Origin of the sequence: Variovorax sp. E3 (assembly GCF_016082275.1) — a bacterium.
Classification (GTDB): domain Bacteria; phylum Pseudomonadota; class Gammaproteobacteria; order Burkholderiales; family Burkholderiaceae_C; genus Variovorax.
In genome coordinates this window covers 66479-91067 of record NZ_MOWM01000004.1, presented here as the reverse complement: position 1 = coordinate 91067, position 24589 = coordinate 66479, and the positions used below count along the sequence as shown (strand labels likewise).

The window sequence follows — 24589 nt, the reverse complement described above, 5'->3', positions numbered from 1 at the left end:
GGTTTTCTAAAGGGATGCCTTGCGGGCCGTTTCCAGGCGCTGCAGCAACTGCGGCATGCGGGCCTGCGCCTGTTCGCGCAACTGGTCGTAGAGGCTGTTGCCGTGCGCGTCGATCGCTACCGTGGCCGGGCCGAGCGAGGCCACGTTCAAGGTCAGCAACCGGAATTGGGAGATGTACTCGTTCCAGTGCGACGACACCACGCGGCGCAACCCGCGCGACAGCAGGGGCGCACCGCCGCCGAGGAAGGAAAGATACACGCAGCCGGTGTCCCGCAGCGCCTGCACCGAGGCCGCGTCGAGCCCGCCCTTGCCGCCCGTGAGCCGCAGGTCGAGCCCGCGCACCAGCGTCGGCATCCAGGCGTTGTAGCGCGTGCTGGTGCTCGGGTTCATGTACAGCGGCACCGGGCCTTCAGCGCTCTCGCGCACGAAGGTGCTCAGGTGGAAGAAGGCGCCGCCGCGCAGGTCGACCGGCAGCAGCTGGCCGTCGGCCACGGCCTGCGCCATGCGCTGGTGCGTCGGCAGGCCGATGCTGACGGTGATGTCGCCGTCCAGCGTGACCATGTCGCCCACCGCGAGTTCGCGCACCTTGTCGCGCGTCAGAGGAAGTTGGAGCGTGTGGAGCATCGCGCGGCCTACCAGTTCAGGTCTTCGACGCGGCCGTCGTTGTAGATGCGCGCCGCCGTGCGGCGGTTGATCCAGCAGTTGAAGCACACGGCCACCGGCACGAAGCCGTGGCTGGCCGCGTAGTCGATGTGCACCGCCATCGCGCTGGCGTCGCCGCCGGTGCCCATGGGGCCCAAGCCCATGGCGTTGATGGCGTCCAGCAGGCGCTTTTCCATGGCCGCGAGGATGGGCTCGGGGTTGGTGCGGCCGAAGGGGCGCAGCACCGATTCCTTGGCCAGCCGCGCCGCGTAGTCGAAGGTGCCGCCGATGCCCACGCCCACCACGATCGGCAGGCAGGGCTGCGAGCCCGCGCGCAGCACGGTGTCGAGCACGAACTTCTCGATCTGCTCGAGCGTCGGGTAGACGAAGGCGTCGATGGCTTCCCAGCGCCCGGTGCCCATGGCCTTGGGCGCGCAGACGATCTCCATGTAGTCGGCGTCGTCGATCACGTCGAAGCTCAGCAGCGGCATGTCCTTGCCCGCGTAGCTGCGCGCATGCGTGAGCGGGTTGGTCACCATCTTGAGGATCGGCGGGTCGATGTGTTGCACCAGGTCGGCGAAGCCGCGCACGACGGCCTCGCGCACGGGGCCCTCGAACTGCACGCGCGTGCCGATCTTGATGCTGTAGGTGGGAATGCCGACGTCGGTGCACACCAGCTCGTCGCCCTGCCGTGCGGCGTCGGCGCTTTGCAGCATGATCTTCAGCGTGTGCTTGCCGGTGGCGCCGGTCTCGGCGCTTTCGGCGCGCTGCAGCGCGGCCCGCGTGTCGTCGGGAATTTTCTTCAGGGAGCGCTCGTAGAGCTGCGCCGTCACTCGTTGAAGAGTGGCACTGTCGATGGCCATGTTTACGTGGGTTCGCTTGTCTCGATGGCCCGTACGATGCGCCGTCGCAGGCAAGTGTTCAAGCGCATTCTTCGAAGTTTTCACCTGTAGAAAAGTCTGAACGTTTCGTTTGCGGCGATGCCATCGCTTCTCCAACAATGCGCTCCCCAACTTACATGGAGGAGACAAGCGATGAAGAGTTTTGCGATGGGCCTTGCCGCCATCGGCCTCGCCGGTACGGCCTGCGCCCAGTCATCGGTCACGCTGTTCGGCGTGGTCGATGCGGGCATCAGCGGTTATTCGAACCGGTCGGAGGACGCGAAGTCGGCCACGCCGGCCAATCCGTTCTACCGCAACCAGGGCAGCCGCACCGCCAGCCAGCGCGTGCTGTCGAACTCGGGCCTGGCGTCCAGCCGCGTCGGCTTTCGCGGCACCGAGGACCTGGGCGGCGGACTGGCCGCGAGCTTCTGGCTCGAGTCGTCGATCACGAACGACTCGGGGCAGGAAGGCATCCAGAGTTTCGCGCGCCGCTCGACCGTCAGCCTGTCCGGCGGCTTCGGCGAGATCCGGCTGGGCCGCGACATCAACGCGACCTTCACCAACGATTTCGTGTTCGACCCGCTGGGCGTGAACGGCGTGGGCGTGAGCCTGCTCTACCGCGCCGGCACGGCCATGAGCAAGATGGGCGTGCCGCAGGCACGCAGGTGCCGGGCAACCCGCCCGTGTCCGCCGTGCTGACGAATGCCTATGCGCGCAGCAGCAACATGGTGGCGTACTTCCTGCCGGCGAACCTGGGCGGTTTCTACGGGCAGGTGCAGTACGCCTTCAACGAGAAGAACCGCACGTCGCCCGGCGTGCTGACGCCCGCCGCGACCGACACGCGCTCGGGCCGCTTCATGGGCGGGCGCTTCGGCTACGAACAGGGGCCGCTGAACGTGGCCGTGGCCTTCAGCCGCAACACGCTGCTGAGCGACTACCTCGCGGGGAGCACGCTGCGGCAAGACACCCTCAACCTCGGCGCCTCTTACGACCTGGGCATGGCGAAGCTTTTCGGCGAGGTGACGCGCATCAAGAACCGGACGATCGTGACCGGCCTGGCGTCCTCCACGTCCGCCACGTCGTCGGATGTGGATCTCACGGGTGCGCTGTTCGGCGTCAACGTGCCGGTGGGGCCGGGCGTGATCCGCGGCTCGTATGCCAGGGTGCGCTACGACTACAACCGCCCGTTCAGCGGCACGCCGGACCCGAAGGCGAGCCAGCTCGCGCTGAGCTACGTGCATCACCTGTCGAAGCGCACGGCGCTGTATGCGAGCGTGGCGCGCATCGACAACAAGAACGGTGCGTCGCTTTCGGTGAGCGGGCCGGCCTATGTCACGGGGGCCTTCACGCCGAAGCGATCGACGGGCTACGACTTCGGCCTGCGCCATGCCTTCTGAGGCCATGCCGGCCTCGCTTCGGATTGCGGTCGTCGGCGCGGGCGCCATCGGCGGCCACTTCGCCGCGCGGCTGGCCGAGGCGGGCCACTCGGTCAGCCTGCTGGCGCGCGGTGCCACGCTCGATGCGCTGCGAACGCACGGCCTGCGCTACACGAGCGGCACGGGGCCGCAGCGCAGCATCGCGGTCCATGCCGCCGCGTCGCCGCTGGAGATGGAAGCGCCCGACCTCGTGGTGCTGGCGCTCAAGTCGCAGGCGCTGCCGGCCGTGGCGCCCGCGCTGGCACCGCTGCTCGCGGGCGGCGCCACGGTGCTGCCGGTCGGCAACGGCCTGCCGTGGTGGTACTTCATGGTGCCCGGCCAGCCGCTGTCGGGCCTGCGCCTGCGCAGTGTCGACCCCGGCGGTGCGATCGAGCACGCCATCGATCTGACGCAGGTGCTGGGCGGCAGCGTGATGGCCTCCTGCCATTGCCCGGCGCGGGCGTGGTGGTGCACAGTGCCGGCGGGCGCGTGGTGATCGGGGAGCCTGCGGGCGGGCGCTCCGCGCGCGCCGAGCGCTGGGCCGCCGTGCTGGCCGACGCCGGCCTGGGCGCGGTCGTGAGCGAAGACATGCGCGCCGAGCTGTGGCTCAAGCTGCTGGGCAATGCCTGCGCCAACCCGCTGAGCCTGCTGACCGGCGTGACCACCGGCCGCATGCTGGACGACCCCGGCATGCACCGGCTCTTCGCGCGCGTGATGGACGAGTGCATCGCGCTGGGCCGGCGCCTGGGCCTCGCGCTGGACATCGACACCGCGCAACGCATGGCGCAGACACGCAAGCTCGGCGCGATCAAGACCTCGATGCTGCAGGACTTCGAGGCCGGCCGCTGCGTGGAGCTCGATGCGATCCTGGGCGCCGCGCTCGAATGCGCGTCGGCCTTGCAGCAACCGGTGCCGCAGATGGAAAGCGTCTTCGCGCTGGCGGGCATGCGGGCGCAACAGGCGGGGCTGTACGCCGTGCCCGGCTAGACCTTGGCGTCGTCCCAGTTCGTGGCGACCTGCCGGAGTTTGCGCAGGCACTCTCCCTCGGGAAAACCAAGCACCTTCCATCGCGGCGCGGCAAAAGACAGGCGTTCGAGCAGATGGCTCGCGTGCTCGACGAAGTGGGCCCACGAGACCATCGTGGGCTCGCCCTCGGCGGATTCGCTGAGAACGATCAGGTCGGCCTCGGGCAACCAGGTGTCCACGCCCTTGGGCAGCACGGCATAGCTCAGGAACGCGCCGTCGCTGTTGCGCTGGATCAGCGTGTGCGCGGCCACGAACACGTCGATGCCCGCGGCCTCGTGCGCCTTCTCGAGCGCCGCCTTCTGCTCGGCGTAGTCGGCCATGCGGTCTTCGCGCTGCAGTTGCGCCAGCGCGCCGCCGGCCTCGCCTTGCGGGCTCCACGGGGCCCACGCGTTGCCGCGCAGCCTGAACATCTCGCTGCTCAGCGGCCGCGACTGCTCGCGCAGGATCTGCCGCGCCCTGCCCACCATGTCGGCCAGCGCGGCCGGGTCGTCGGCGCCGCACAGCAGCAGGCAGACCCTGTTGGGCATCATCGCCACGGGCTCCCCCGCCAGGGGCAGTTGCCAGGCCAGTTCCTGCAGCAGGACGCGCGCGGCGTCGTAGTAATCGCCGTAGTGCGACATGTAGAGGCCGGGGCTGACCTGCGTGAAAGCCGGGGCCGCCTTGTGGCGCAGGTTGTCCACCGCGATGGCGAACGCCTCGTCGAACGTGATGCCCCATCGCTCGAGGTCGGGCCGCCCCACCTGCGCGATGGAATGTTCGCTGTCGATTGCCACGGCCACGCCCAGCGCGGGAGAAAACGGACGCCAGATCATCTTCGGCGTGTGCGGCTTGGCCAGGTCTTCGTTGGGGATCCACAGCAGGTCCAGGCCGGCCAGGTAGCGCAGCACGGGCAGCAGGCGCGGCCTTGCGGCCTCAAGATCGTCGGGCTGCTCGCCGCTTCCGACGACGCCGAGCACGAAACGCGCGATCTCTTCGCTTCGGCGCGACGGCGCCGCCTGGCAGTAGTCGCGGTAGATGTTGTTGAGGTAGATCACGCCGTTGCCGGTGCGGCGGATCAGGTATTGCGCCGGGTCGAACACCAGGGTCTCGCCGGGTAACTGCTGCTGCAATCTACCGAGGACGAGCGAGGCGACGCGAGCGGCGTCGGGCTGCCTCTGGAACAGGCGACGAATGAATGACAGCATGCAACTCCCCTCCGCATTTCAGTATAGCGAGGGCATGCGTCGCAGGGCCGCCGGTCACCGGGGCGCCGGCGCATGACACGCACGCACGCGCGCGCGGGCGGAGCGGCTCCTGCGTGCGGGATTCCACCAAGCCCACACGTCCGCCCACGCGGCGCATACTCGCGAAACAGCCACTCGCCGGCCCCTCCGGGGCTCCAGGCGACAGCCAGGAGATATGCGTTGCAGCGAACGAATATTGCCAACCCGGCCTATTTCCACAAGGTCGTCGATTGCCAGTACGCCTGCCCGGCGCACACGCCCGTACCTGAATACATACGCATGATCGCGCAGCGCCGCTACAGCGACGCCTACATGATCAACTGGGCCTCCAACGTCTTTCCCGGCATCCTGGGGCGCACTTGCGACCGGCCGTGCGAGCCGGCCTGCCGCGCGGGCGGGTGGAAGAAAGCAACGCGGAAGCGCCCGAGCCGGTGGCGATCTGCCGGCTCAAGCGCGTGGCCGCCGACATGAAGGACGACGTGCACGCGCGCATGCCCGAGGTCGCGCCCAGGAACGGCAAGCGCATCGCCTGCGTGGGCGCGGGGCCTGCGTCACTGACCGTCGCGCGTGACCTCGCGCCGCTGGGCTACGAAGTCACGGTGTTCGACGGCGAAGCCAAGGCCGGCGGGTTCATCCGCACCCAGATACCGCGCTTTCGCCTGCCCGAGTCGGTGATCGACGAAGAGACGGGCTACGTGCTCGACCTGGGCGTGGAGTTCCGCAGCGGCGAGCGCATCGACTCCATGACGGCCCTGATGGCGCAAGGGTGGGACGCGATCTTCGTCGGCTGCGGCGCGCCGCGCGGACGCGACCTCGACATTCCCGGCCGGCAGGAAGCGGCGGCGAGCATCCACATCGGCATCGACTGGCTCAACTCCGTGTCCTTCGGGCACGTGAGCAGCATCGGCCGGCGCGTGATCGTGCTGGGCGGCGGCAACACCGCCATGGACTGCTGCCGCTCGGCACGCCGCCTGGGCGGCACCGACGTGAAGGTGATCGTGCGCAGCGGCTTCGAGGAGATGAAGGCCTCGCCCTGGGAGAAGGAAGACGCCGCGCACGAAGGCATTCCGATCATCAACTTCCATGTGCCCAAGGCCTTCGTGCATGAAGACGGCAAGCTGGTGGGCATGCGCTTCGAGATCGTGCGCGCCGTGTACGACGACAAGGGCCGCCGCTCGCTGGAGCCCACCGGCGAGCCCGAGGCGTATTTCGAATGCGACGAAGTGCTGGTGGCCGTGGGCCAGGAAAACGCCTTCCCCTGGATCGAGCGCGACTGCGGCCTCGACTTCGACAAGTGGGGCCTGCCGGTGCTCGACAAGGACACCTTCCAGTCGAACGTGCCGAACATCTTCTTCGGCGGCGACGCGGCCTTCGGACCCAAGAACATCATCACCGCCGTGGCCCATGGCCATGAGGCCGCCGTGTCGATCGACAAGCTGCTGCGCGCCGAGCCGGTCTATGTGCGCCCCGCGCCCATGACCAACCTGGTGTCGCAGAAGATGGGCATCCACGAGTGGAGCTACGACAACGACACCTCCAACGACTTGCGCTACAAGGTGCCGTGGGCCAAGGCCGAGACGGCGCTGGCCAGCATCCGCGTGGAGGTGGAACTGGGCTTCGATGCCGCCACCGCCTTCAAGGAGGCCGAGCGCTGCCTGAACTGCGACGTGCAGACCGTGTTCACCGAGGCCGCCTGCATCGAGTGCGACGCCTGCGTGGACATCTGCCCGATGGACTGCATCAACTTCGTCGACAACGCCGACGAGGCCGAACTGCGGCCCCGCCTCAAGGCGCCCGCATTGAACCTGGCGCAAGACCTGTACGTGTCGGGCGGGCTCAAGACGGGCCGCGTGATGGTCAAGGACGAAGACGTGTGCCTGCACTGCGGCCTGTGCGCCGAGCGCTGCCCCACGGGCGCCTGGGACATGCAGAAGTTCTTGCTGAAGATGACGCCGGCCGGGCAGGGAGTGGCCGCATGAAGCAGATCGAAGCGGTCAACGATTTCGTCATCAAGTTCGCCAACGTCAACGGCTCGGGCTCGGCCTCGGCCAACGAGCTGTTCGCCAAGGCCATCCTGCGCATGGGCGTGCCGGTGAGCCCGCGCAACATCTTCCCGAGCAACATCCAGGGCCTGCCGACCTGGTACGAGGTGCGCGTGACCGAAGAGGGGCACCTGGGCCGGCGCGGCGGCACCGACATGATGGTGGCGATGAACCCGCAGACCTGGGACGCCGACGTGGCCGAGCTGGCACCGGGCGGCTACCTCTCTACGACAGCACGCGGCCGCTGCCGCCTTCGAAGTTTCGCGACGACATCCGCGTCATCGGCATGCCGCTGACCGAGATCTGCAACGCCGTCTATCAAGACCCGCGCCAGCGCCAGCTGTTCAAGAACATCGTGTACGTGGGGGCGCTGGCCATTCTGCTGGGCATCGAGCCCGAGGTGGTCGAGAAGCTGTTCGGCGAACAGTACAAGGGCAAGGAGAAGCTGCTGGCCTCCAACGTGCAGGCGCTGCACCTGGGCTGCGACTTCGCGCGCGAGAACCTGCGAGAGCCCGTGGGCCTGCAGGTGCGGCGCGCCGACCGGGTGGGCGAACGCATCTTCGTGGACGGCAACAGCGCGGCGGCGCTGGGCTGCGTGTACGGCGGCGCGACGGTCGCGGCCTGGTACCCGATCACGCCCTCCTCCTCGGTGGCCGAGGCCTTCCAGAAGTACTGCACCAAGTTCCGCGTCGATGCGTCCACCGGCCAGCACCGCTTTGCCATCGTGCAGGCGGAAGACGAGCTGGCCTCCATCGGCATGGTGGTGGGCGCGGGCTGGAACGGCGCGCGCGCCTTCACCGCGACCTCGGGGCCGGGCATTTCGCTGATGGCCGAGTTCATCGGGCTGGCCTACTTCGCGGAGATTCCGGTCACGCTCATCAACGTGCAGCGCGGCGGCCCCTCGACCGGCATGCCGACGCGCACGCAGCAGGCCGACATCCTGGCCTGCGCCTATGCCTCGCACGGCGACACCAAGCACGTGCTGCTGTTCCCCGAAGACCCGCACGAGTGCTTCGCGCACGCGGCGGCGGCGCTGGACCTGGCCGACCGGCTGCAGACGCCGGTGTTTTTGATGACCGACCTGGACATCGGCATGAACCAACGCCTGTGCGAGCCCTTTGCCTGGGACGACAGCGCGGCCTACGACCGCGGCAAGGTCATGAGCGCCGAAGAGCTGGAAGCCGGCCGCGACTTCGGCCGCTACAAGGACGTGGACGGCGACGGCATTCCCTGGCGCACGCTGCCGGGCACGCACCCGAGCAAGGGCAGCTACTTCACGCGCGGCACCACGCGCGACGCCTATGCGCGGTACTCGGAGCGCGGGCCCGACTACATCTACAACATGGAGCGGCTGCTGAAGAAGTTCGCGACCGCGGCCACGCTGGTGCCGCAGCCGGTGCTGCGTCCCGCCGCCGAAGAGACCTCGCTGGGCGTGCTCTATTTCGGCTCGACCAGCCCGTCGATGCACGAGGCGCTGGACGCGCTGGAAGCACGCGGCACGCACCTCGATGCGATGCGGCTGCGCGCCTTTCCGTTTCCGCACAGCGTGGTGGAATTCATCGCGCGGCATGACAAGGTCTTCGTGGTCGAGCAGAACCGCGACGCGCAGATGCGCAGCCTGCTGGTCAACGAGCTCGACGCCGATCCGGCGAAGCTGATTCGCGTGCTGCATTTCGACGGCACGCCCATTACCGCGCGCTTCATCGTGCAGGCGATCGACGCGCATGTTCATCCGACGAAGGAGGCGGCATGACCTACCTCGCCAAGCCCCGGCTGCGCCACCCCACGCTGGCCACCAACAAGGTCGGCTACACGCGGCGCGACTACGAGGGCAAGATCTCGACACTGTGCGCCGGCTGCGGGCACGACTCGATCTCGGCCGCCATCATCGAGGCCTGCTGGGAGCTCGACATCGAACCGCACCGCGTGGCCAAGCTGTCGGGTATCGGCTGCAGTTCCAAGACGCCCGACTACTTCCTGGGCGCATCGCACGGCTTCAACACCGTGCACGGCCGCATGCCCAGCGTGCTCACGGGCGCCAACCTGGCCAACCGCAGCCTGCTGTACCTGGGCGTGTCGGGCGACGGCGACTCGGCCTCCATCGGTCTGGGCCAGTTCGCGCATGCCATGCGGCGCGGCGTGCGCATGGCCTACATCGTGGAGAACAACGGCGTGTACGGCCTGACCAAGGGCCAGTTCTCCGCCACGGCCGACCAGGGCTCCAAGAGCAAGAAGGGCGTGGTCAACACCGACAGCCCGGTCGACCTCGTGGCCATGGCGCTGCAGCTGGGCGCCAGCTACGTTGGGCGTGGTTTCTCGGGCAACAAGGCGCAGCTGGTGCCGCTCATCAAGGGCGCGATCAGCCACGGCGGCTCGGCCTTCATCGACGTCATCAGCCCTTGCGTGGCCTTCAACAACCACCCCGGCAGCACGAAAAGTTACGACTATGTGCGCGAGCACAACGAAGCCGTGAGCCGCATCGACTTCATCAGCGGGCGCGACGAGATCACTGTCGACATGGGCCCGGGCGAAGTGGTCGACGTGCGCCAGCACGACGGCACGCTGCTGCGCCTGCGCAGCCTGCACCCCGACTACAACCCCGGCGACCGCTACGCCGCCATGGCCTACATGCAGCGGCACCAGGAAATGGGCGAGGTGGTGACCGGGCTGCTCTATGTCGACCCGCTGGCCACCGACCTGCACACGGCGCTCAACACCAGCGACCGGCCGCTCAATGCGCTGGGGGCGGCGGAGCTGTGTCCGGGCGCGGGCGCGCTGGCGCGGCTCAACGACTCCTTGCGCTGAGCGGCGGCCAGCGGCAACATAGACGGCTCTTCTGGAGGGCGCACCATGGCCGAGCGCACCGTTTTTCAATCGATCTCGCGCACGCATGTGATCACCCTGGCCCCGCAGGCCAGCGTGCGCGATGCCGCCTGCGTGATGACGCGCGCCAACTGCGGCAGCGTGCTCGTCATGGAGCTGCCCGACATCCTGCTGGGCATCCTGACCGAGCGCGACCTGATGACCCGCGTGCTGGCCCGGGGGCTCGACCCCGATCGCACGGCGGTGCGGGAAGTCATGACCCCGAACCCGATCTGCGTGCCACCGGAGACGCTGGTGTCCGACGCCGTGGTGCTCATGCTCGAGCGGGGTTTTCGCCATCTGCCGCTGGTGGCGGGAACGAAGATCCTCGGCGTGTTCTCGGTGCGCGACGCGCTGCCGCGGGAGATCGGCGCGGCGGTCAGCTTGACCGAGTTTCGCGAGCAGGTGAACGACGCGCTGGGTTAGCCTGGGCCCCGATCAGCGAGTCACGTCGGCGCACGCGGCGTGACAACGGATCGATGTCATTGCGCTATTTCGCTATTGCGGCGTGATGTTTCCAGTCTTCTTCCATTCAGCAATGCGCGTCATGTGATGCTGCAGATAGAGAACGCTGAAGAAAAAGAGCATGACGCCGGAAAGCTGCAACCCGATCGGTTCGACCTTGTTGAAGTAGTCGATCATCGAGCGCCTCATCGAGTAGTACCCGCAGTAGAAGAGGACATACGACGCGAGCTGAAGCAAGACTCCGAGCCCCTGCGTTGCGGACGAATCCGCTTCGCCCATGACTGCGCCGACGACAGCCAAAGCCACGTAGCCAATCAGGTAGTTGGTGGCATTGGACTGGGGGTTTATCTTGCGCACCCAGGTCGACTGCACGAACGCCCAGACCGCGATAAAAATACCGAAGCTCAGTACGCCGAAGAGCAATACCAACGCCCAATGCAGCTTGGGCGGCGATTGCAGTTGCATATCCGGCACCGCCGTTTGGTTTGCGTACGAGGATCGCGGTGCTTCGAACCCGGGAACGGGCGGCGCTTGGCGGGGCGGCACCGGATGGGGAGGCGCAATGGGAGGCGCAACCGACGGGATGGGGCGTTCACCGAACAACTGCCTGGCCGTTTGCCACTCGGTCATTCCGTCATGCCAGACCAGATCCGTTGCCGCAATATTTCCTCGCGCGTACAACGATTTGGCTTCGTTCGATTCATAGGGGCCGAAACCCTGGCCGTTCCGATTGACGTGGATATCCATATTTGATCGCCCCTCTGTTTTTTTGAAGTTGGATCGGCCGAGTATTCCATGACCGTTGCATTCGATCCATCTCCTGCGCCGCGGACGCGCGCACGGCCGTCACGTTCTCGTTGTCGCCGGGCCAGGCGCACGATGCGACCCGAAGGTCGCGCGTTGCTCGGGCGTTTGGGTGCACCGAATGTGAACTTACTTTAGTCACTTTCGCCCGACGACTCATGAACCTAACATGCGCATCATGAGCCCTCCTGCGTCGACTCGATCGTCATCCATCCTGATCGTGGACGATCATGACCTTGTGCGCTTGGGTGTGCGAGCCCTGCTTCAGGCGCAAGCCTCGCCCAATGGGCTTGCGGTCGAGGTGTTCGAGGCCAACAGCCTGGAGCAGGCGATGGCGATATACGAGCGCTTTCAGACGAGCATCGGGTTGGTATTGCTCGACCTGGCACTCCCTGACACCAAGGGTCTCAGCGGCGTGTCCGCCTTCCTTGGGCGTTATCCCGCGGCCCGTGTCGTCGCGTTGTCGGGCGCCGGAACCACGTCGTTGGTTCAAAGCGTCATTGCGCAGAGTGTGTTGGCTCTCGGCGCCAGCGCGTTCTTGCCAAAGTCGGCAAACCTCAAGGAGGTCGTGAGCTTCATCCGTGCCTGCGGCTTGCTCGGGAGTGACGTTGTCGATGGCCTTTCAGACACATTCAAGTGGGTCTCCAAGGCTCCACGCCGTTCCTACACCAGTGCCTTGGGCTCGCTCACGGGAAGCCAGACGCGCGTGCTCCAGATGATTCTGGAAGGCAAGACCAACAAGGAAATCGCACAACTGGCCGAGTTGAGCGAAGGCACAGTGAAGAACTATGTCTCGACGATTCTCCTGCTGTTCGGCGTGCGATCGCGGGCGCAATTGATTACGAGCCTGCGGTGAGCCACGAGAGAAGGGCTCAATTCATGAGTGACGCTGCCCGATCCATGCATCAGACCGCGGTCGCCGCTGACCTGGACAATCGAGTGCTTCGCGAACACGTTGCCTCGGTCTATGTCGGGTACACGACGGCCATATGTGCGCACATGGGCTTTGCCATTGCCATCGGCATCTTCGGGTACTTCAACATCGATCCGATCCACCACCTGCTGGTGATTGGCATGGTCGCTGCCGTCGTATTGGTGAACGTGTATGCGTTGTTTGCTCCGCGGTGGAAGCCGAACGCTCCCTTGTCCGAAAGCCACTACTGGGCGCGCCGGTACACATGCATCGTCACGCTGATCAGCATGACAACGGCACTGCCGTGTGCCTTGTTCCTTGTGCTCATCCAGAACCCGGAGCTGACGACCCTCGTGATCGTCGTGATCATGGTCAGTTGGACCCGGGCCGTTCAGGCGCGTTGGCCGATCAAGGCGGCCATGTTCGGCTGCGGCATCCCCATCATGAGCGGGCTGATCCTCGCATTGATCTGGCACGGTGGCACGCTGCACTGGTTCCTGGCGTTTTTCAGTTTTGCCAATCTCATGCTGACGCTGCACGAGGGAGTGAAGCAGAACAGGCGGTTGACAGCTTCGCTGATACAGAAGTTCGAGAACGAAGCGCTGGCTGCCCGGCTGCGCGAGCAGATCGCCGCCGTGGAGAGCGCCAGCGCTGAAAAGACCCGCTTTCTTGCCGCGGCCAGCCACGACTTGCGCCAGCCGATGCATGCCATCGCGCTTTTCGGCGCGGCCATGGAGAACGCACTGCACGACCACCCTGAAAAAGAGAATGCCGCGCGCCTGATGCGTGCCGTCGATGCGCTGGGCTCGTCGCTGGACACGATGCTCGATGTTTCGCATCTTGATGCAGGCGTGGTCGTGTCCGAACCGCACGCGCTGGAACTCGACGCATTGCTTCTTGTCCTGAATCAGACCTTTGCCCCGCATGCCGAACAGAAGGGCTTGCAGCTGCGCATACGTGCCAGCGGCATGTGGGTACGCAGCGACCTCCAACTGCTGTATCGCCTGCTGTCCAACTTGGTAGACAACGCTTTGAAGTACACCCATCAGGGTGGCGTGAGCGTGGCCGCGCGGCGGCGAGGAGACAGGGTGTGGCTGGAGGTTCGCGACACTGGCATCGGCATTGCACCCGAACAGCTGAGTCGCATCTTCGAGGAGTTCTATCAGGTCGACAACCCCGGCCGTGACCGGGTGCGTGGACTCGGGATCGGGCTGTCGATCGTCAAACGCCTGGCGCACCTGATGTCCCACCCGCTCGTGGTGCACTCGCGTCCGGGACGGGGCACGCATTTCCGGATTGTCCTGCCGGAAGCCGATCCGGCCCTGACGGCGCCCACCGAACTGCTCCTGGCGGAATTGGATGCCCCTGGGGAGCACCACCTTGCCGTGCCGAACCTGCACGGGCCGGTGCTGCTGATCGACGACGAGGCGGATATTCGCGTGGGCATGACGGCGCTGCTGCGCGCGCACTCGGTCGATGTCGTGACCGTGAGCGACGAGTCCCATGCGGTCGAAGTGTTGACGCATCAGGATGCGAAAAGCAGTCCTTTCTCGATGTTGCTGTGCGACTACCGGCTCGCCGGCGGGGAGGACGGACTGGCGGTGGGCCTGCGCCTGCTCGAGCGCTTTCAGCTCGGCATTCCCCTGCTTCTGATCACCGGAGAGACCGCCCCGCAACGGCTGCGGCGTGCACAGACATCAGGGGTTCCGATGCTGTTCAAGCCGGTGAGCGCAGCCACCCTGCTGCAAGCGATGTCGGAATTGGCATCGACAAAGGAGCATGCAAGGAACTTCTCTCCAACGAATCGATACCTCGGCCAACCCGTGACGTAGCCACGCGCGCAGGCTTGTAACGAAGAGGCGAAACTTGACTTTGGTCACTAGCCGCCATGCCGGGCGCTCCCTAGCATTCCCTCCGACAGAGCTTCCTCAGGGGCCGCTCTGCGTTTTGACTTTAAGAACGGAGGGAATCTTATGAAGATGAAATTCTTTTTGGCACTCTTGACCGTGGCGCTCACCTTGAGCGCGTGCGGCGGTGGAAGCGGTGGTGGCGGCGTTGGAATCCCCGTGAGACCTTCCGGACCCGGGACAGGCGACCCGGGAGCGCAAGGTCCCGGAACGCAAGGTCCTGGAACTCAGGGACCCGGAACGCAGCAGCCGGGAACACAGGAACCCGGAACACCTGCGCCAGCACAATACGAGACCCTTCCGTCCGCATGGAACGGTGACAAGGACTCTTACATCGCTTCGGTGCCGGCCGTCGTGCAGCAGTTGAACGACCAGGGCGCCAAGGGCAGCGTCCGGCTGCGCACCGTTGGGAGCAACTCTCTCTACGTCAACCCGCAAGCTGCCAGCGACAAGTACAGCTACAAGGAATTCACGCTCGTATTCTCCGGTCGCGATGGCTGGGACCAGGCCAGCACCGCGCTGCTGCAACGGCTGGAAGCCGAGGGCGCGGACGGCTATGTGCTGCACAACCTGGTCGGGGAAACACAAACCCTGGACGACTCTCTCAACGCGATCCGCAAGGCCAGCTTCATCCTGGTCAAGAACGAGAGTCAACCGGCCACCTACACCTATCGAAAATTCAGTTTCGACCAGATGATGCCCGCGGACCTCATCGCCCAACTGAACACATTGGGACAGGAGGGCTATCGCTTCCTGAACACCGAGTGGGGTCTCAGCCCGAGCGTGAATGCGATCGTCGTCAAGAGCTCTGCAGCGGCAGGGACGATCTACAGCTACGCGTTCGATCCGGTCGTCTCCGATCCCAAGCCGCAACTCGGCAGCCGCGGCCAATCGGGGTTCCGCTACAAAGGCTACTTCGAGTATTTCGCCAACCGCAGTGGACAGCCCGTTCGAGGCGTCTTCAATGCCTACGAGCTCGACAGCAGCCGCCCCGCGGCGATCGCCTATCGCTTCTCCGATGAAATCCCTGGAGGTCCGGTCGATATCAACACACCCGAAGGACTCGCCCGGCTCAACGACCAAGCGAGTCAAGGATTCTTCTACTCGGGCTTGACCATTCCGACCAGTGCGAGCGGAGGTGCCGCGATGACCTTCGCGGAATATGCGGTCTATGTTCAGGGCGTATTGCTTGCGGACCTGAACCGCGGAGGCGCTGTTCTTTTGCCCTAGAGTCGCCTGGAACTCGCGCGAGCGGAACGCCGGGCCGTTGTCCGTCCTGAGTCGATTGGATGTTTGGCGACTTCCAGTCGCTCAAACCCAATCCGGATGAACACCGGATACAACCTATTGGAGCTTCGCAGCTAGGGGTGGTCTATCGCAGATCGCGTCGGACTCAAAAGGACGCACCCCCCAAATGAAAAAGTCCCGTCGCGTGGACTGCGCGGGACTTTCAAAAACTGCCAAGGATCAATTCTGGCGGAGAGTGTGTCCGTAGACCCCCTATCCGATGCAGTCCGATGCAGTCCATAACCAGTTGATTTTAAAAGACATTTTTCCTAGAACAGTCCGACCCGATCCGATCAATACCGATGACGGCCGATGTTTTATGTGGGCACAATGTGGGACAAGATAGTTCAACGGAACCACTCCCTTACCCAAGATCGCCACTGAACTCTCAGCTCGTGCTGTAGCCGCCATCAAGACCGAGGACGCCATGCCGTGGGCGGCACTCCCGGACTTCACCTTCGCGTCGCAGTCGGGCACCGCGGCTGGGTTCTGCGCATCATGGTCGGTGAGCAGCGCCGCGACGTTGGCCTGGGGCCCTTCCCCGACGTCGGTCTGGCCGAGGCCCGCGAGAAAGCCCGCGAGATGCACAGGCTGGTTCGCCAAGGCCTTGACCCGCTGACCTCGAAGCGCGCCCAGAGAAGCGCCCTGCTTGCCCGCCAGGCGGCCGAGAAGGATTTCGATTGGTGCACGACCGAATTCATCAAGTCCAAATCAGACGAGTGGAAAAATCCCAAGCACCGCCAGCAGTGGGAGAACACCCTCAAGGCCTATGCCTCACCCCATCTGGGTCGCCTGCTGGTGCAGGACATTGACCTGCAGCACGTTCTACTCTGTCTCGAGCCGATCTGGAAGACCAAAAACGAGACGGCCTCACGCTTGCGCGGCCGCATTGAATCGGTACTGGATTGGGCTACCGTGCGCAAGTACCGCTCCGGCGAAAACCCGGCGCGCTGGAAAGGCCACCTGGACAAGGTCCTGGCTGCACCAATGAAGATTCAGAAGGTGCAGCATCACCGCGCGGTCCCAATCGACGAGATGCAACAGTTCATGGCCAACTTGCGGCAGCGCGCAGGAACGGCGGCTCGCGCCCTAGAGTTCGCTATCCTGACGGCAGCTCGATCGGCTGTCGACCGACGCACCCACTCGTGGGGTACAGAGGCTCGATCACGGCGACCAATCGCGCCCACGGCACAACGCGTTCTATGTCGGCCAAAAACTTCTCGCGCCGTGTGCGCTTGTTCTTCATCGCGTACTCGGCACTGGCAAAATTGCGTTGACTCATGTCCGTGATCCTACGATTTGCGATGTCTTCACACATGCATGGGCCGAGCCTGTCGCGACTCATTGATCAGCGAATCCCTAACTAAAGAATATCTCGCAGCGATTTCGCAGTAACGATCTACACATAGCTACGGCTACTTTATAGGGTCAAGCAGCGTCTCGAAAGCTCACGGTGTCCGTCGATCGGCGCGAACGAGTTCGAGTACGGCGTCCGAAAAGGCCCTCGGTGCCTCTTGCGGCAGGTTGTGTCCCGCCCCCGCCACTACACGGTGCGTGCGAGGCCCCGTGAACTTTGCGGCTTGAGCCGATCCGTCGGTAGGTCCATGAGCGCCATCGTCTGCACCATCGAGCGTCACCGTCCGCACCGATATTGCAGGCTGCAACGAAAGCCGGCGATCGAACTCGGCATAGGCGGGGTCGCCTTTGACTGCACCGAATCGGTGGCGGTACGAATGAATCGAAACATCGACATGGTCGGGGTTGTCAAACGATGCGGCGGTGCGCGCAAAGGTCGCATCGTCGAACTGCCAGGTCGGTGACCACTGTTTCCAGAACAGTCTGTTGAATTCACGTCGATACTTTTCGTAGCCGGCGCGCCCTCTCTCGGTCTGAAAATAGTACTGCCACCAAAACGGAATTTCGGCTTCGGGTTTCGCCGGAATGCCCACCGTGGACGAGTCGACGATTGCGTAGCCGTTGCCGGAAACCAACCCTGCGCAGCGCTCCGGCCAAAGGGCGGCCACGACACTAGCCGCTCTGCCGCCCCAGTCGTACCCCGCCAGCACCGCACGCGGCAACTTCAAGGCATCGAGCAGTGCCAGCAGGTCCGCGCCAAGCGCTGCCTGCTCGCCCGAACGTAGTGTCTCTGAACTCAGAAATCGGGTGGGGCCGAAACCTCGCAAATAGGGAACGACCACTCTGCAGCCAGCAGACACCAGCATGGGTACGACTTCGGCGTACGCCTCGATGTCGTATGGAAACCCATGCAGCAGCACCACCGCTGGCCCCTTTTCAGGTCCAGCTTCGTAGTAGGCGATATTCAAGACTCCGGCATTCACGTTTTTCAAGCTTGGCGAACCGAGTGCACGCGGTTCGCCAAGCTTGAACGCCCGAGCACCTCCGGCGACCAAGCCCAGTCCGGCGACTCCCATCCCCGCGACGATACCGCGCAGAAGTCCACGGCGCTTGAAACTCATGTCCCCGGTCATGATGATTTCCCCTCGCCAACGCCAAGCTCGCATGTCCGCTCGGTCTTTTGGTGTTCGCTGGTCACAGTAGTCACTGAAAAAGTCATACGAAGCTGTCCGTCCTTGAGTGGTGCATGAAATTGAAAAGTCGCGCGCCCTCGAGGTCCGGATGCTTGCCTCAGGAACGCGAAGGCCCGCGCAATCCTAGGTGCCAGGATCCGCAGCCGATAGGCATGTCGGAGGCTCCATGGTGTTGTGCATTGCTCACCAATCGCTCATCCCCCCAAACGGATAGACATGCTGCTGCGCAGCCAACACAAACGCGCGCTCGGGCGTCGTCACGCCGTGCTCGATGCCGGCAAGTTGGAACAGAACGTGGTTTGCCTTCGCCCGTTTGGAAGAGCCGCAGCTACTCTTCAGGGCAGTGGTACATCGCAGGCATCGCGTCAAAGATCGACGCTGCGCATCCTGTTCCAGGTTTGGCGCGGTATGCCCCCTCTTTTCTTTGGAGTCGCTATGCAACGAATTGCCATCACACTCATTGTCAGCACCATTGCGTGCCTGATTCAGCCTTCGACCGTCCTTGCGCAAACGGTCTCACAAGACGAAAAGGCCCGTGCAAGGGCCGAGCGCCATGCGCAGGGCGCGGACGCAGCCCGGATGTTCAAACCCGGCGAAGGTGATCCGATTCCAGCAGCCAAAGCAAAGGTGTCCCGCGATGAACGGGAAAAGTCTCGCCAAGCACGCAAGTCTGAAGGCAGCTCAGCGACGAAGTCTTTCCGCTCCGCGGAAGGCGACCCCAGGCCACCCGCAGTTGTGAAGGCGCCTGTAGATCAGCGCCGCGCGGAGCGAAGTGCGAAACGCAGAGACACGGCGGCGGCCAACATGGCTGGACAAATCCCGAACTACGGCGAGAACTACGCCGGCCAGAAGTAGGCCAAGCCTCGCCCTGGCGACATAGCCAGCGCCGGCCGGATCGCCGCGCCCGTCACGTCGACCGTCACGTTCTGGCTTGCAACCACACATACCCGACGCAGACTGCTGAAACCACAGGAGGACCCCCATGAAAGACGACTCCAATAAATGCCCCGTGACACACCTGACAACCGCCTTCGGCGCGCCGGTTGCAAACAATCAGGACAGCCTGACCGCCGGACCCCGTGGACCGCTGCTGGCACAGGACGTCTGGCTGAATGAGAAGCTCGCCCAGTTCGTGCGCGAAGTGGTTCCCGAGCGCCGCATGCACGCCAAGGGTTCAGGCGCTTCGGCACCTTCACGGTGACGAAGGACATCACGAAGTACACGCGCGCCAGGATCTTCGAACAGGTCGGCAAGAAAACCGAGATGTTTGCCCGCTTCACCACCGTGGCCGGCGAACGCGGAGCTGCCGACGCCGAGCGCGACATCCGCGGCTTCGCGCTCAAGTTCTACACAGAGGAAGGCAACTGGGACCTGGTGGGCAACAACACGCCCGTGTTCTTCCTGCGCGACCCGCGCAAGTTCCCCGATCTCAACAAGGCGGTGAAACGCGATCCAAGGACCAACCTGCGTTCGCCCACCCACAACTGGGACTTCTGGACACTGCTACCCGAGGCGCTGCACCAAGTCACTATCGTCATGAGCGATCGCGGCATCCCGGCCAGCTACCGGCACATGCACGGCTTCGGTTCGCACACCTACAGTTTCATCAACGCGCGCAACGAGCGCTTCTGGGTCAAGTTGCACTTCAAGACCCAACAGGGCATCAGAAATCTGACCGACGATGAGGCGGCGCAGCGGGTTGGCCAAGACCGCGAAAGCCACCAGCGCGACCTGTACGAGGCCATCGCCCGCAGCGACTTTCCCAAGTGGACGATGTACATGCAGGTCATGCCCGAACTGGAAGCCGACGGATACCACCTGCATCCATTCGATCTGACCAAGGTTTGGTACAAGAGCGACTATCCCCTGATCGAAGTCGGCGAGTTCGAACTCAACCGCAACCCCGAGAACTTCTTTCAGGACGTAGAGCAGAGTGCCTTTGCACCCAGCAACCTGGTGCCCGGTATCGGAGCCAGTCCCGACAAGATGCTGCAAGCGCGCCTGTTCAACTACGCCGACGCGCAGCGTCATCGCCTGGGGGTTAACTACCACCAGATACCCGTCACGCCCCGCGCTGCCCGGTGCATAGCAATCACCGCGACGGCCAGGGCCGAATGGACGGCAATTACGGTGGCACATTGCACTACGAGCCCAACAGCTTCGGCCAATGGCAGCAGCAACCCGAGTTTCGCGAGCCGCCGCTTCGGATCGGTGGCAATGCCGATTTCTGGCGCTTCGATGCGGACGACAACAACTACTTCGAACAGCCCGGAAAACTTTTCCGCTTGATGACGTCGGCGCAGCAGGACGTTTTGTTCGGCAACACCGCCCGCTCGCTGGGAGATGCGCCGGAGTTCATCAAATCCCGTCACATCCGCAACTGCCACGCCGCCGACGCGGCGTACGGCGCAGGCGTGGCCACGGCGTTAGGGCTGCATCTGCAGAAGGTGCTCGACTCCAGGAAGGACGATCCGGCACTTGGCTCTCCTGCGGTCCTGCCAGTCTGACCCAGCACACTCGCCCGAGCGCTGACGAGGATGGCGGCCGCGATGAGGGCGATCATGGCTGTCCGAAAAAGCAGCACAAAGGGGTGATCGCAAACCATCGCAGAGACGATGCGTGACGGCTACATGAAATGAAAACTCACGACGCGATGGCACAACGCTTGCCGCGTGCGACATCGCGCTTCGCTAGACGCCTTCTTTTTTTGTTTTCAAGCTAGCGGATCGCTAAAGCCTGGAGCGACTCGCCGTACGCACGGCAGGCGCCGCCCTGGTTTCCTCGCGCCACCGCCTGATCGGCATATCGACGAAGTGGAGGCAAATCGCAGCCATCGAGAACGAAAAGCCCGTCGTCGCGATCAAGGTGACCCACCACGGATGCCCGTCACGAAGCACCAGGGCGGCAGGAAAGTGCCACAGGTAGATGCCATAGGAGAGCTTGCCGATGTACGCGATCGGTCGCGAAGCCAGGACTCCTTGGTGTCCATGCGCCGAGGCGTAGCGCACGAGCACGAACGCCGACAGTTCTGCCAGCGTGATGCGCACGGTGACGGCGGAGACCTGGTCCGTTGTCGGCAACGATGGCAATGTGGCGGCGATCGCCAAAGCGACCCATGCGATTGCGAGCGTGACCCGTGACACCTTGAGGCGCGTCAGCGCCGCAATCGCTCCCAGGAGTATTCCGCTCACGTGCGTATCGAAGGCAAAGTAGGCCTGCGGCCAACTCCATGCCACTGCAACGAAGTACCGCCAGAGCGTCACGGCAAGAAACGCGATCAACAGCCAGCCGATCGGCCGCCGTGACCGCAACAGCAGCGGAAGCAGCAAGGGCCACAAGAGATAGAACTTCTCCTCCACGCCAAGCGACCAGGTGTGGCCCACGGTGAACTGCAAGTGCCAAAAGGCCAGTGCATAGTCGTAGACATACAGCGCGGCCAGGGCGACAGACAACCATGGCTTTTCCGTCGGCCATAGCCAGGGGGCGAGCACGGCGTAGGCAGCGAGCATGAGCAACAGGCTCGGATAGAGGCGCCATGCACGCCGGGCATAGAAGCGGCCAACCCCTATGCCGCCTCCGCGGTATTCCGCCTCAAGCAGCGAGGTGATCAGGTAGCCCGAGAGAACGAAGAAGACGTCCACGCCGATAAAGCCCCCCCTTGCGGCCGGAACCTCGCAATGGAACATGACGACGGCGAGAACAGAGAGCGCACGGATACCGTCCAGCGCGGGGTTGTATTGCATCGATGCTGTATTTGGGGGAAAACCGATCCGGCAGCGCGCCGCCGCAGGCGAGCGCTGTCGGTCCCGGCGCAAGATACACCAACGACGAATACCGCGGGTGGAGATGGTCCGCCGCTACCGGGCTTGCATCCCAGCGCTCTTGACGATGCCTGGCCCTGCCGCAGGGAAGATCGAGAACGGGACGACGGCATCGATTGCCGGACCCGCGGGCGCGGCGATCGAGGTCTCGAAGTGGCCGCCCAGCCGGTTACCGGCAGGGTCTTCCAGGGTGCCCCGAACCACGAGCCTGTAGTCACCGGCCCGCCAAGGGGCATTCGGCGTGAATGTCCATGTGCTCTCGCCGTTCGTCAGCCGAGCGCGTCCCTGGACGAGGCCATTGCTTGCATCCACGACCGCCAGGTAGCCGACATCCCTGCCATCGACAGGTCCGTCCAGCAAGACAACCAGCGGCTGCCTTGAAGCGGCACGCACAGGCAACAGCTGCCATGCCGAAGCGACCGGCCCGCTCGCATCCACGGGCCCTACGGTCCAATGCTTGACGGGATGTCCATCGAACGTGAGCGCCACGTCGCCGCCCGCCTCCAGGATCGGGCCGAGTTGCTCGCGTGCATTCAAGCCCGTCTTGACGCGTCCAGGATGCATCAGGATCGTCAGGATCTTTGCGTCTGGTGACCAGAGCTCTTGCTGGAGAAACGGTGCCTCCACCGGCGTTCCGCCGCGCGCGCCAACGCGATTCGCGCAAGCACGGGCCCTTCGACGGGCGCTGCGAATTCGATGGAGATGCGAAGCAGGTTGGCCGGGATTTCGGGCGACGAAGGCTGCACCAGTACGACCCGCGGCGCCGGTTGCCCGGCATGCGAAGCTCCTGCCGCCATCGCAAGCACCGCGGCGCCAAGCCATCGAGGCCCGCGCATGGCTTACTCCGATGCCTTGATGAGATCGGGAAAACCTTCGTCCTTCAGCAGCACGTCCTGCCTGGGCTTGATGTTCTGCAGCTGGAAAGTATTTCCCTTGAAGCTGTACTCAGAGAAGGCGTACTCGGAGACGTGGTCGGTCAGCCGGAAGCTCAGGTCCTTGCCGATGGAGACGAGCTGCAGCGCGTCCTTCTCCAGCCGCCGGCGCACCATGACGAACGATTTGTCGTCGAGATTGTCGACCCGCAGCGTGCCGGCCAGTGGAGCTGGCGTCACTTCCACGCCTGCGAGTTGACCGAACGGCACCTGCGTCTCGATGCCTGGGCGAGCGCCCGCGGCTTCGAGTTGCGAGACCGGAATGATGTTCGACGCCCGGTCGAAGTTCACCAGCAGCAGGAAATCCTCGGTCTTGCCCTGCGCGGTCGTGCTGTAGGAGATCATGTCGGCGGGCGTATTGCCGTAGCCGAGTTCCGCGACAGTCTTGCCGCGAATATGCGCGCCGTCCTTGAGTTCGTCGAGCGGGATCGTGACCAGTGGCGTGCACGTGTAGGCGGCCACCAGGTAAGGCTTTCCGCCCCAACTCGCGAAGCTCATCGCCCGGATGGGCGCGCGAGTCTCGATCAGGTTGTGGCCCGCATGGTAGATCTCGACCGACGTGACCGCCTGCTGCGATCCGAACGGGTACTTCACCCGCCGCAGGGTCGAGGCGAAATCCTGATTGGAAAGCCCGGCGACGAACAGCTCACCTTCGCGCCACTTCATGTCCGTGACCGTGAAGCTTCGCTCGGGCGTTTCCTTCCAGAACTTGTAGTCCGTGGTGGGTGCCTCGCGCAGCGCGACCGAGGTCGACGCCGCGGCCTTCAGGTCGACGCGGCGGACCTTCCTGTCGCTGGTCACGGCGAAGAGCGCGGGCGTCTTCGCGGCGCCGTAGCTGACCGCGACGTACACCTGCGCCGTGCCGGGGCGCACGACCATGTCCTCGACGGTGACCCTGGCGCCGCCGATTTGGCTGGACAACAGTTGCTCAAGGTCGAGGATGTTGAACACCGCGCCTGCCGGCGCCTGCGGCGCGGGAGGCAGTGTGATGGCATGGACGCGCGCAGCCTTCCAGTCGGCAACGAAGATGACGTCTCCGGGTCCGGCCGCGAGGCGAGAGATGGATTTGACATCCGCCGCGAAGGCGCCAGACGAGGCGCCGAGCAGGCAGGCAATGGCGATAAGAGGAAGACGCATGGACAGTTCCCAGTTGGTGGATGAAACGAAAGCTCAGCGTGATGTTAGGAATGGACGGCTTACCGCAATAGGCCCGCAGGAGGGCTCACGGTGTTGACCGAACGACACCAATTGCACGTTGCTGCGCCGGGCATCGGAAGAAAGGAAGAGGCGCACGCAACGCCAATGGAACTGGCAGCCTCATCGGATTGGCGCAATGCTCTGGACGGGCACATGCCCTCGAACTTTCAGCAAGGACCACCCCCATGCCTCAGTCCCAAAACCCGGAAATCGTCGCCTTCATCGAGCTGCTCGCCGACACCGGGAGCACTACCGGATGGATGAAATGGAAGCGCTTTACACCGAAGATCTCGGCTTCCTGGTGCTCACGCCGCAAGGGTTGGTCGCACGCTTTTCGAAGCCCGAGATGATGGCCGAGTTCAAGAGCCGGCGTGACGCCGGCGAGAAACCGCTGTCCACCGAGAAACGCATCCTGCACATCGAAGAGCAAGGAGACGACGCGACTGCCATCCTCTTCCGGCGCATGAGCGACCAGGCCGATCCGGAGCTCTACGAACTGCGGCTGCGGCGCACCGGCGGCAAGTGGCTGGTGTGCGGCGAGACGGTGATGCCGTGGCCCGATCTCGCCAATGCGAAGGGATTTCTCCCTCCGCGTGCGGCGGCGCCGGCTTGAGAAGACAGCA

Annotated in this window: 19 protein-coding genes and 6 pseudogenes; 16 read left to right on the top strand and 9 right to left on the bottom strand. The window is 64.5% G+C overall.

Annotated features, from left to right (window positions below; translation table 11 throughout):
* Positions 1-6: 6 nt before the first annotated feature.
* Positions 7-624, bottom strand: coding sequence for a fumarate hydratase C-terminal domain-containing protein (locus tag BMG07_RS02560; RefSeq protein ID WP_198083058.1), 618 nt, complete (start codon positions 622-624; stop codon positions 7-9).
* An 8-nt stretch (positions 625-632) separates the two neighbouring features.
* Positions 633-1505, bottom strand: a complete 873-nt coding sequence (locus tag BMG07_RS02555) for a fumarate hydratase (protein ID WP_198083056.1) — start codon at positions 1503-1505, stop codon at positions 633-635.
* Between the two features lie 171 nt (positions 1506-1676).
* Here BMG07_RS02555 and BMG07_RS43905 point away from each other — a divergent pair, with 171 nt between their 5' ends.
* The 4 genes from BMG07_RS43905 to BMG07_RS02540 are packed head-to-tail and all read left to right on the top strand — an operon-like array spanning position 1677 to position 3925.
* Positions 1677-2222: a porin gene (locus BMG07_RS43905; RefSeq protein WP_307866839.1), complete on the top strand. Its 546-nt coding sequence runs from the start codon at positions 1677-1679 to the stop codon at positions 2220-2222.
* Complete coding sequence (locus tag BMG07_RS43900) at positions 2189-2920, top strand: porin (protein ID WP_307866838.1); 732 nt, start codon at positions 2189-2191, stop codon at positions 2918-2920. The genes BMG07_RS43905 and BMG07_RS43900 overlap by 34 nt, the downstream gene beginning before the upstream one ends.
* Positions 2910-3434, top strand: coding sequence for a ketopantoate reductase family protein (locus BMG07_RS02545; RefSeq protein WP_269758566.1), 525 nt, complete (start codon positions 2910-2912; stop codon positions 3432-3434). Before BMG07_RS43900 ends, BMG07_RS02545 begins: the two co-directional genes overlap by 11 nt.
* On the top strand, positions 3401-3925 hold the full coding sequence (locus BMG07_RS02540; RefSeq protein WP_198083054.1) for a ketopantoate reductase family protein: 525 nt from the start codon (positions 3401-3403) through the stop codon (positions 3923-3925). Before BMG07_RS02545 ends, BMG07_RS02540 begins: the two co-directional genes overlap by 34 nt.
* Here the strand turns inward: BMG07_RS02540 and BMG07_RS02535 are convergent.
* Positions 3922-5148 (bottom strand): hypothetical protein, encoded by a 1227-nt coding sequence (locus BMG07_RS02535; protein WP_198083053.1) that lies wholly within the window; start codon positions 5146-5148, stop codon positions 3922-3924. The genes BMG07_RS02540 and BMG07_RS02535 overlap by 4 nt on opposite strands.
* 219 nt (positions 5149-5367) lie before the next feature.
* On the opposite strand from BMG07_RS02535, the pseudogene BMG07_RS02530 reads away from it, so the two are divergent.
* The 4 genes and pseudogenes from BMG07_RS02530 to BMG07_RS02515 all read left to right on the top strand — a co-directional run bounded on the left by BMG07_RS02530 (position 5368) and on the right by BMG07_RS02515 (position 10517).
* Positions 5368-7166, top strand: a pseudogene (locus BMG07_RS02530) (FAD-dependent oxidoreductase).
* Positions 7163-8982, top strand: a pseudogene (locus BMG07_RS02525) (2-oxoacid:acceptor oxidoreductase subunit alpha). The pseudogenes BMG07_RS02530 and BMG07_RS02525 overlap by 4 nt, the downstream one beginning before the upstream one ends.
* Positions 8979-10034, top strand: a complete 1056-nt coding sequence (locus BMG07_RS02520; protein WP_198083051.1) for a 2-oxoacid:ferredoxin oxidoreductase subunit beta — start codon at positions 8979-8981, stop codon at positions 10032-10034. Before BMG07_RS02525 ends, BMG07_RS02520 begins: the two are co-directional and overlap by 4 nt.
* 45 nt (positions 10035-10079) lie before the next feature.
* A complete protein-coding gene (locus tag BMG07_RS02515) occupies positions 10080-10517 on the top strand; it encodes a CBS domain-containing protein (RefSeq protein WP_198083050.1) in 438 nt (145 codons plus the stop codon).
* 72 nt (positions 10518-10589) lie between these two features.
* Here the strand turns inward: BMG07_RS02515 and BMG07_RS02510 are convergent, their stop codons facing one another.
* Positions 10590-11303 carry a DUF4339 domain-containing protein gene (locus BMG07_RS02510; protein ID WP_198083047.1) on the bottom strand — a complete coding sequence of 238 codons (714 nt, stop codon included), beginning with the start codon at positions 11301-11303 and terminating at the stop codon, positions 10590-10592.
* Positions 11304-11380: 77 nt separating this feature from the next.
* Between BMG07_RS02510 and BMG07_RS44620 the strand changes: the two are divergent.
* From BMG07_RS44620 to BMG07_RS44615, 5 genes and pseudogenes are all read left to right on the top strand, one after another.
* A pseudogene (locus tag BMG07_RS44620) lies at positions 11381-11474 on the top strand (IS5/IS1182 family transposase); the annotation flags it as partial.
* 55 nt (positions 11475-11529) lie between these two features.
* Complete coding sequence (locus BMG07_RS02505; RefSeq protein ID WP_198083045.1) at positions 11530-12216, top strand: response regulator transcription factor; 687 nt, start codon at positions 11530-11532, stop codon at positions 12214-12216.
* 23 nt (positions 12217-12239) lie between these two features.
* Complete coding sequence (locus tag BMG07_RS02500) at positions 12240-14105, top strand: hybrid sensor histidine kinase/response regulator (protein ID WP_198083044.1); 1866 nt, start codon at positions 12240-12242, stop codon at positions 14103-14105.
* A 417-nt stretch (positions 14106-14522) separates the two neighbouring features.
* Positions 14523-15410, top strand: coding sequence for a hypothetical protein (locus BMG07_RS02495; protein ID WP_198083038.1), 888 nt, complete (start codon positions 14523-14525; stop codon positions 15408-15410).
* A 555-nt stretch (positions 15411-15965) separates the two neighbouring features.
* A pseudogene (locus tag BMG07_RS44615) lies at positions 15966-16370 on the top strand (tyrosine-type recombinase/integrase); the annotation flags it as partial.
* 205 nt (positions 16371-16575) lie between these two features.
* On the opposite strand, the pseudogene BMG07_RS02490 reads toward BMG07_RS44615, so the two are convergent.
* Together BMG07_RS02490 and BMG07_RS02485 are read right to left on the bottom strand one after the other, a co-directional pair.
* Positions 16576-16749 (bottom strand): annotated as a pseudogene (locus tag BMG07_RS02490) (IS5/IS1182 family transposase); the annotation flags it as partial.
* Positions 16750-16915: 166 nt separating this feature from the next.
* The gene (locus BMG07_RS02485; protein WP_198083036.1) at positions 16916-17956 is read right to left on the bottom strand and encodes an alpha/beta fold hydrolase; all 1041 of its coding nucleotides are present in this window, start codon (positions 17954-17956) and stop codon (positions 16916-16918) included.
* A 276-nt stretch (positions 17957-18232) separates the two neighbouring features.
* On the opposite strand from BMG07_RS02485, the gene BMG07_RS02480 reads away from it, so the two are divergent.
* On the top strand, positions 18233-18871 hold the full coding sequence (locus BMG07_RS02480) for a hypothetical protein (RefSeq protein WP_198083034.1): 639 nt from the start codon (positions 18233-18235) through the stop codon (positions 18869-18871).
* A gap of 127 nt (positions 18872-18998) precedes the next feature.
* Positions 18999-20523 (top strand): annotated as a pseudogene (locus tag BMG07_RS02475) (catalase).
* A 222-nt stretch (positions 20524-20745) separates the two neighbouring features.
* Here BMG07_RS02475 and BMG07_RS02470 read toward each other — a convergent pair.
* The 3 genes from BMG07_RS02470 to BMG07_RS02460 form a co-directional block, all read right to left on the bottom strand.
* Positions 20746-21759, bottom strand: coding sequence for an acyltransferase (locus tag BMG07_RS02470; protein WP_198083033.1), 1014 nt, complete (start codon positions 21757-21759; stop codon positions 20746-20748).
* A gap of 114 nt (positions 21760-21873) precedes the next feature.
* A complete protein-coding gene (locus BMG07_RS02465; protein ID WP_269758565.1) occupies positions 21874-22464 on the bottom strand; it encodes a hypothetical protein in 591 nt (196 codons plus the stop codon).
* Between the two features lie 212 nt (positions 22465-22676).
* Positions 22677-23906: a hypothetical protein gene (locus BMG07_RS02460; RefSeq protein WP_198083032.1), complete on the bottom strand. Its 1230-nt coding sequence runs from the start codon at positions 23904-23906 to the stop codon at positions 22677-22679.
* Positions 23907-24222: 316 nt separating this feature from the next.
* On the opposite strand from BMG07_RS02460, the gene BMG07_RS02455 reads away from it, so the two are divergent.
* A complete protein-coding gene (locus BMG07_RS02455) occupies positions 24223-24579 on the top strand; it encodes a hypothetical protein (RefSeq protein ID WP_198083030.1) in 357 nt (118 codons plus the stop codon).
* The last annotated feature ends 10 nt before the right edge of the window (positions 24580-24589 follow it).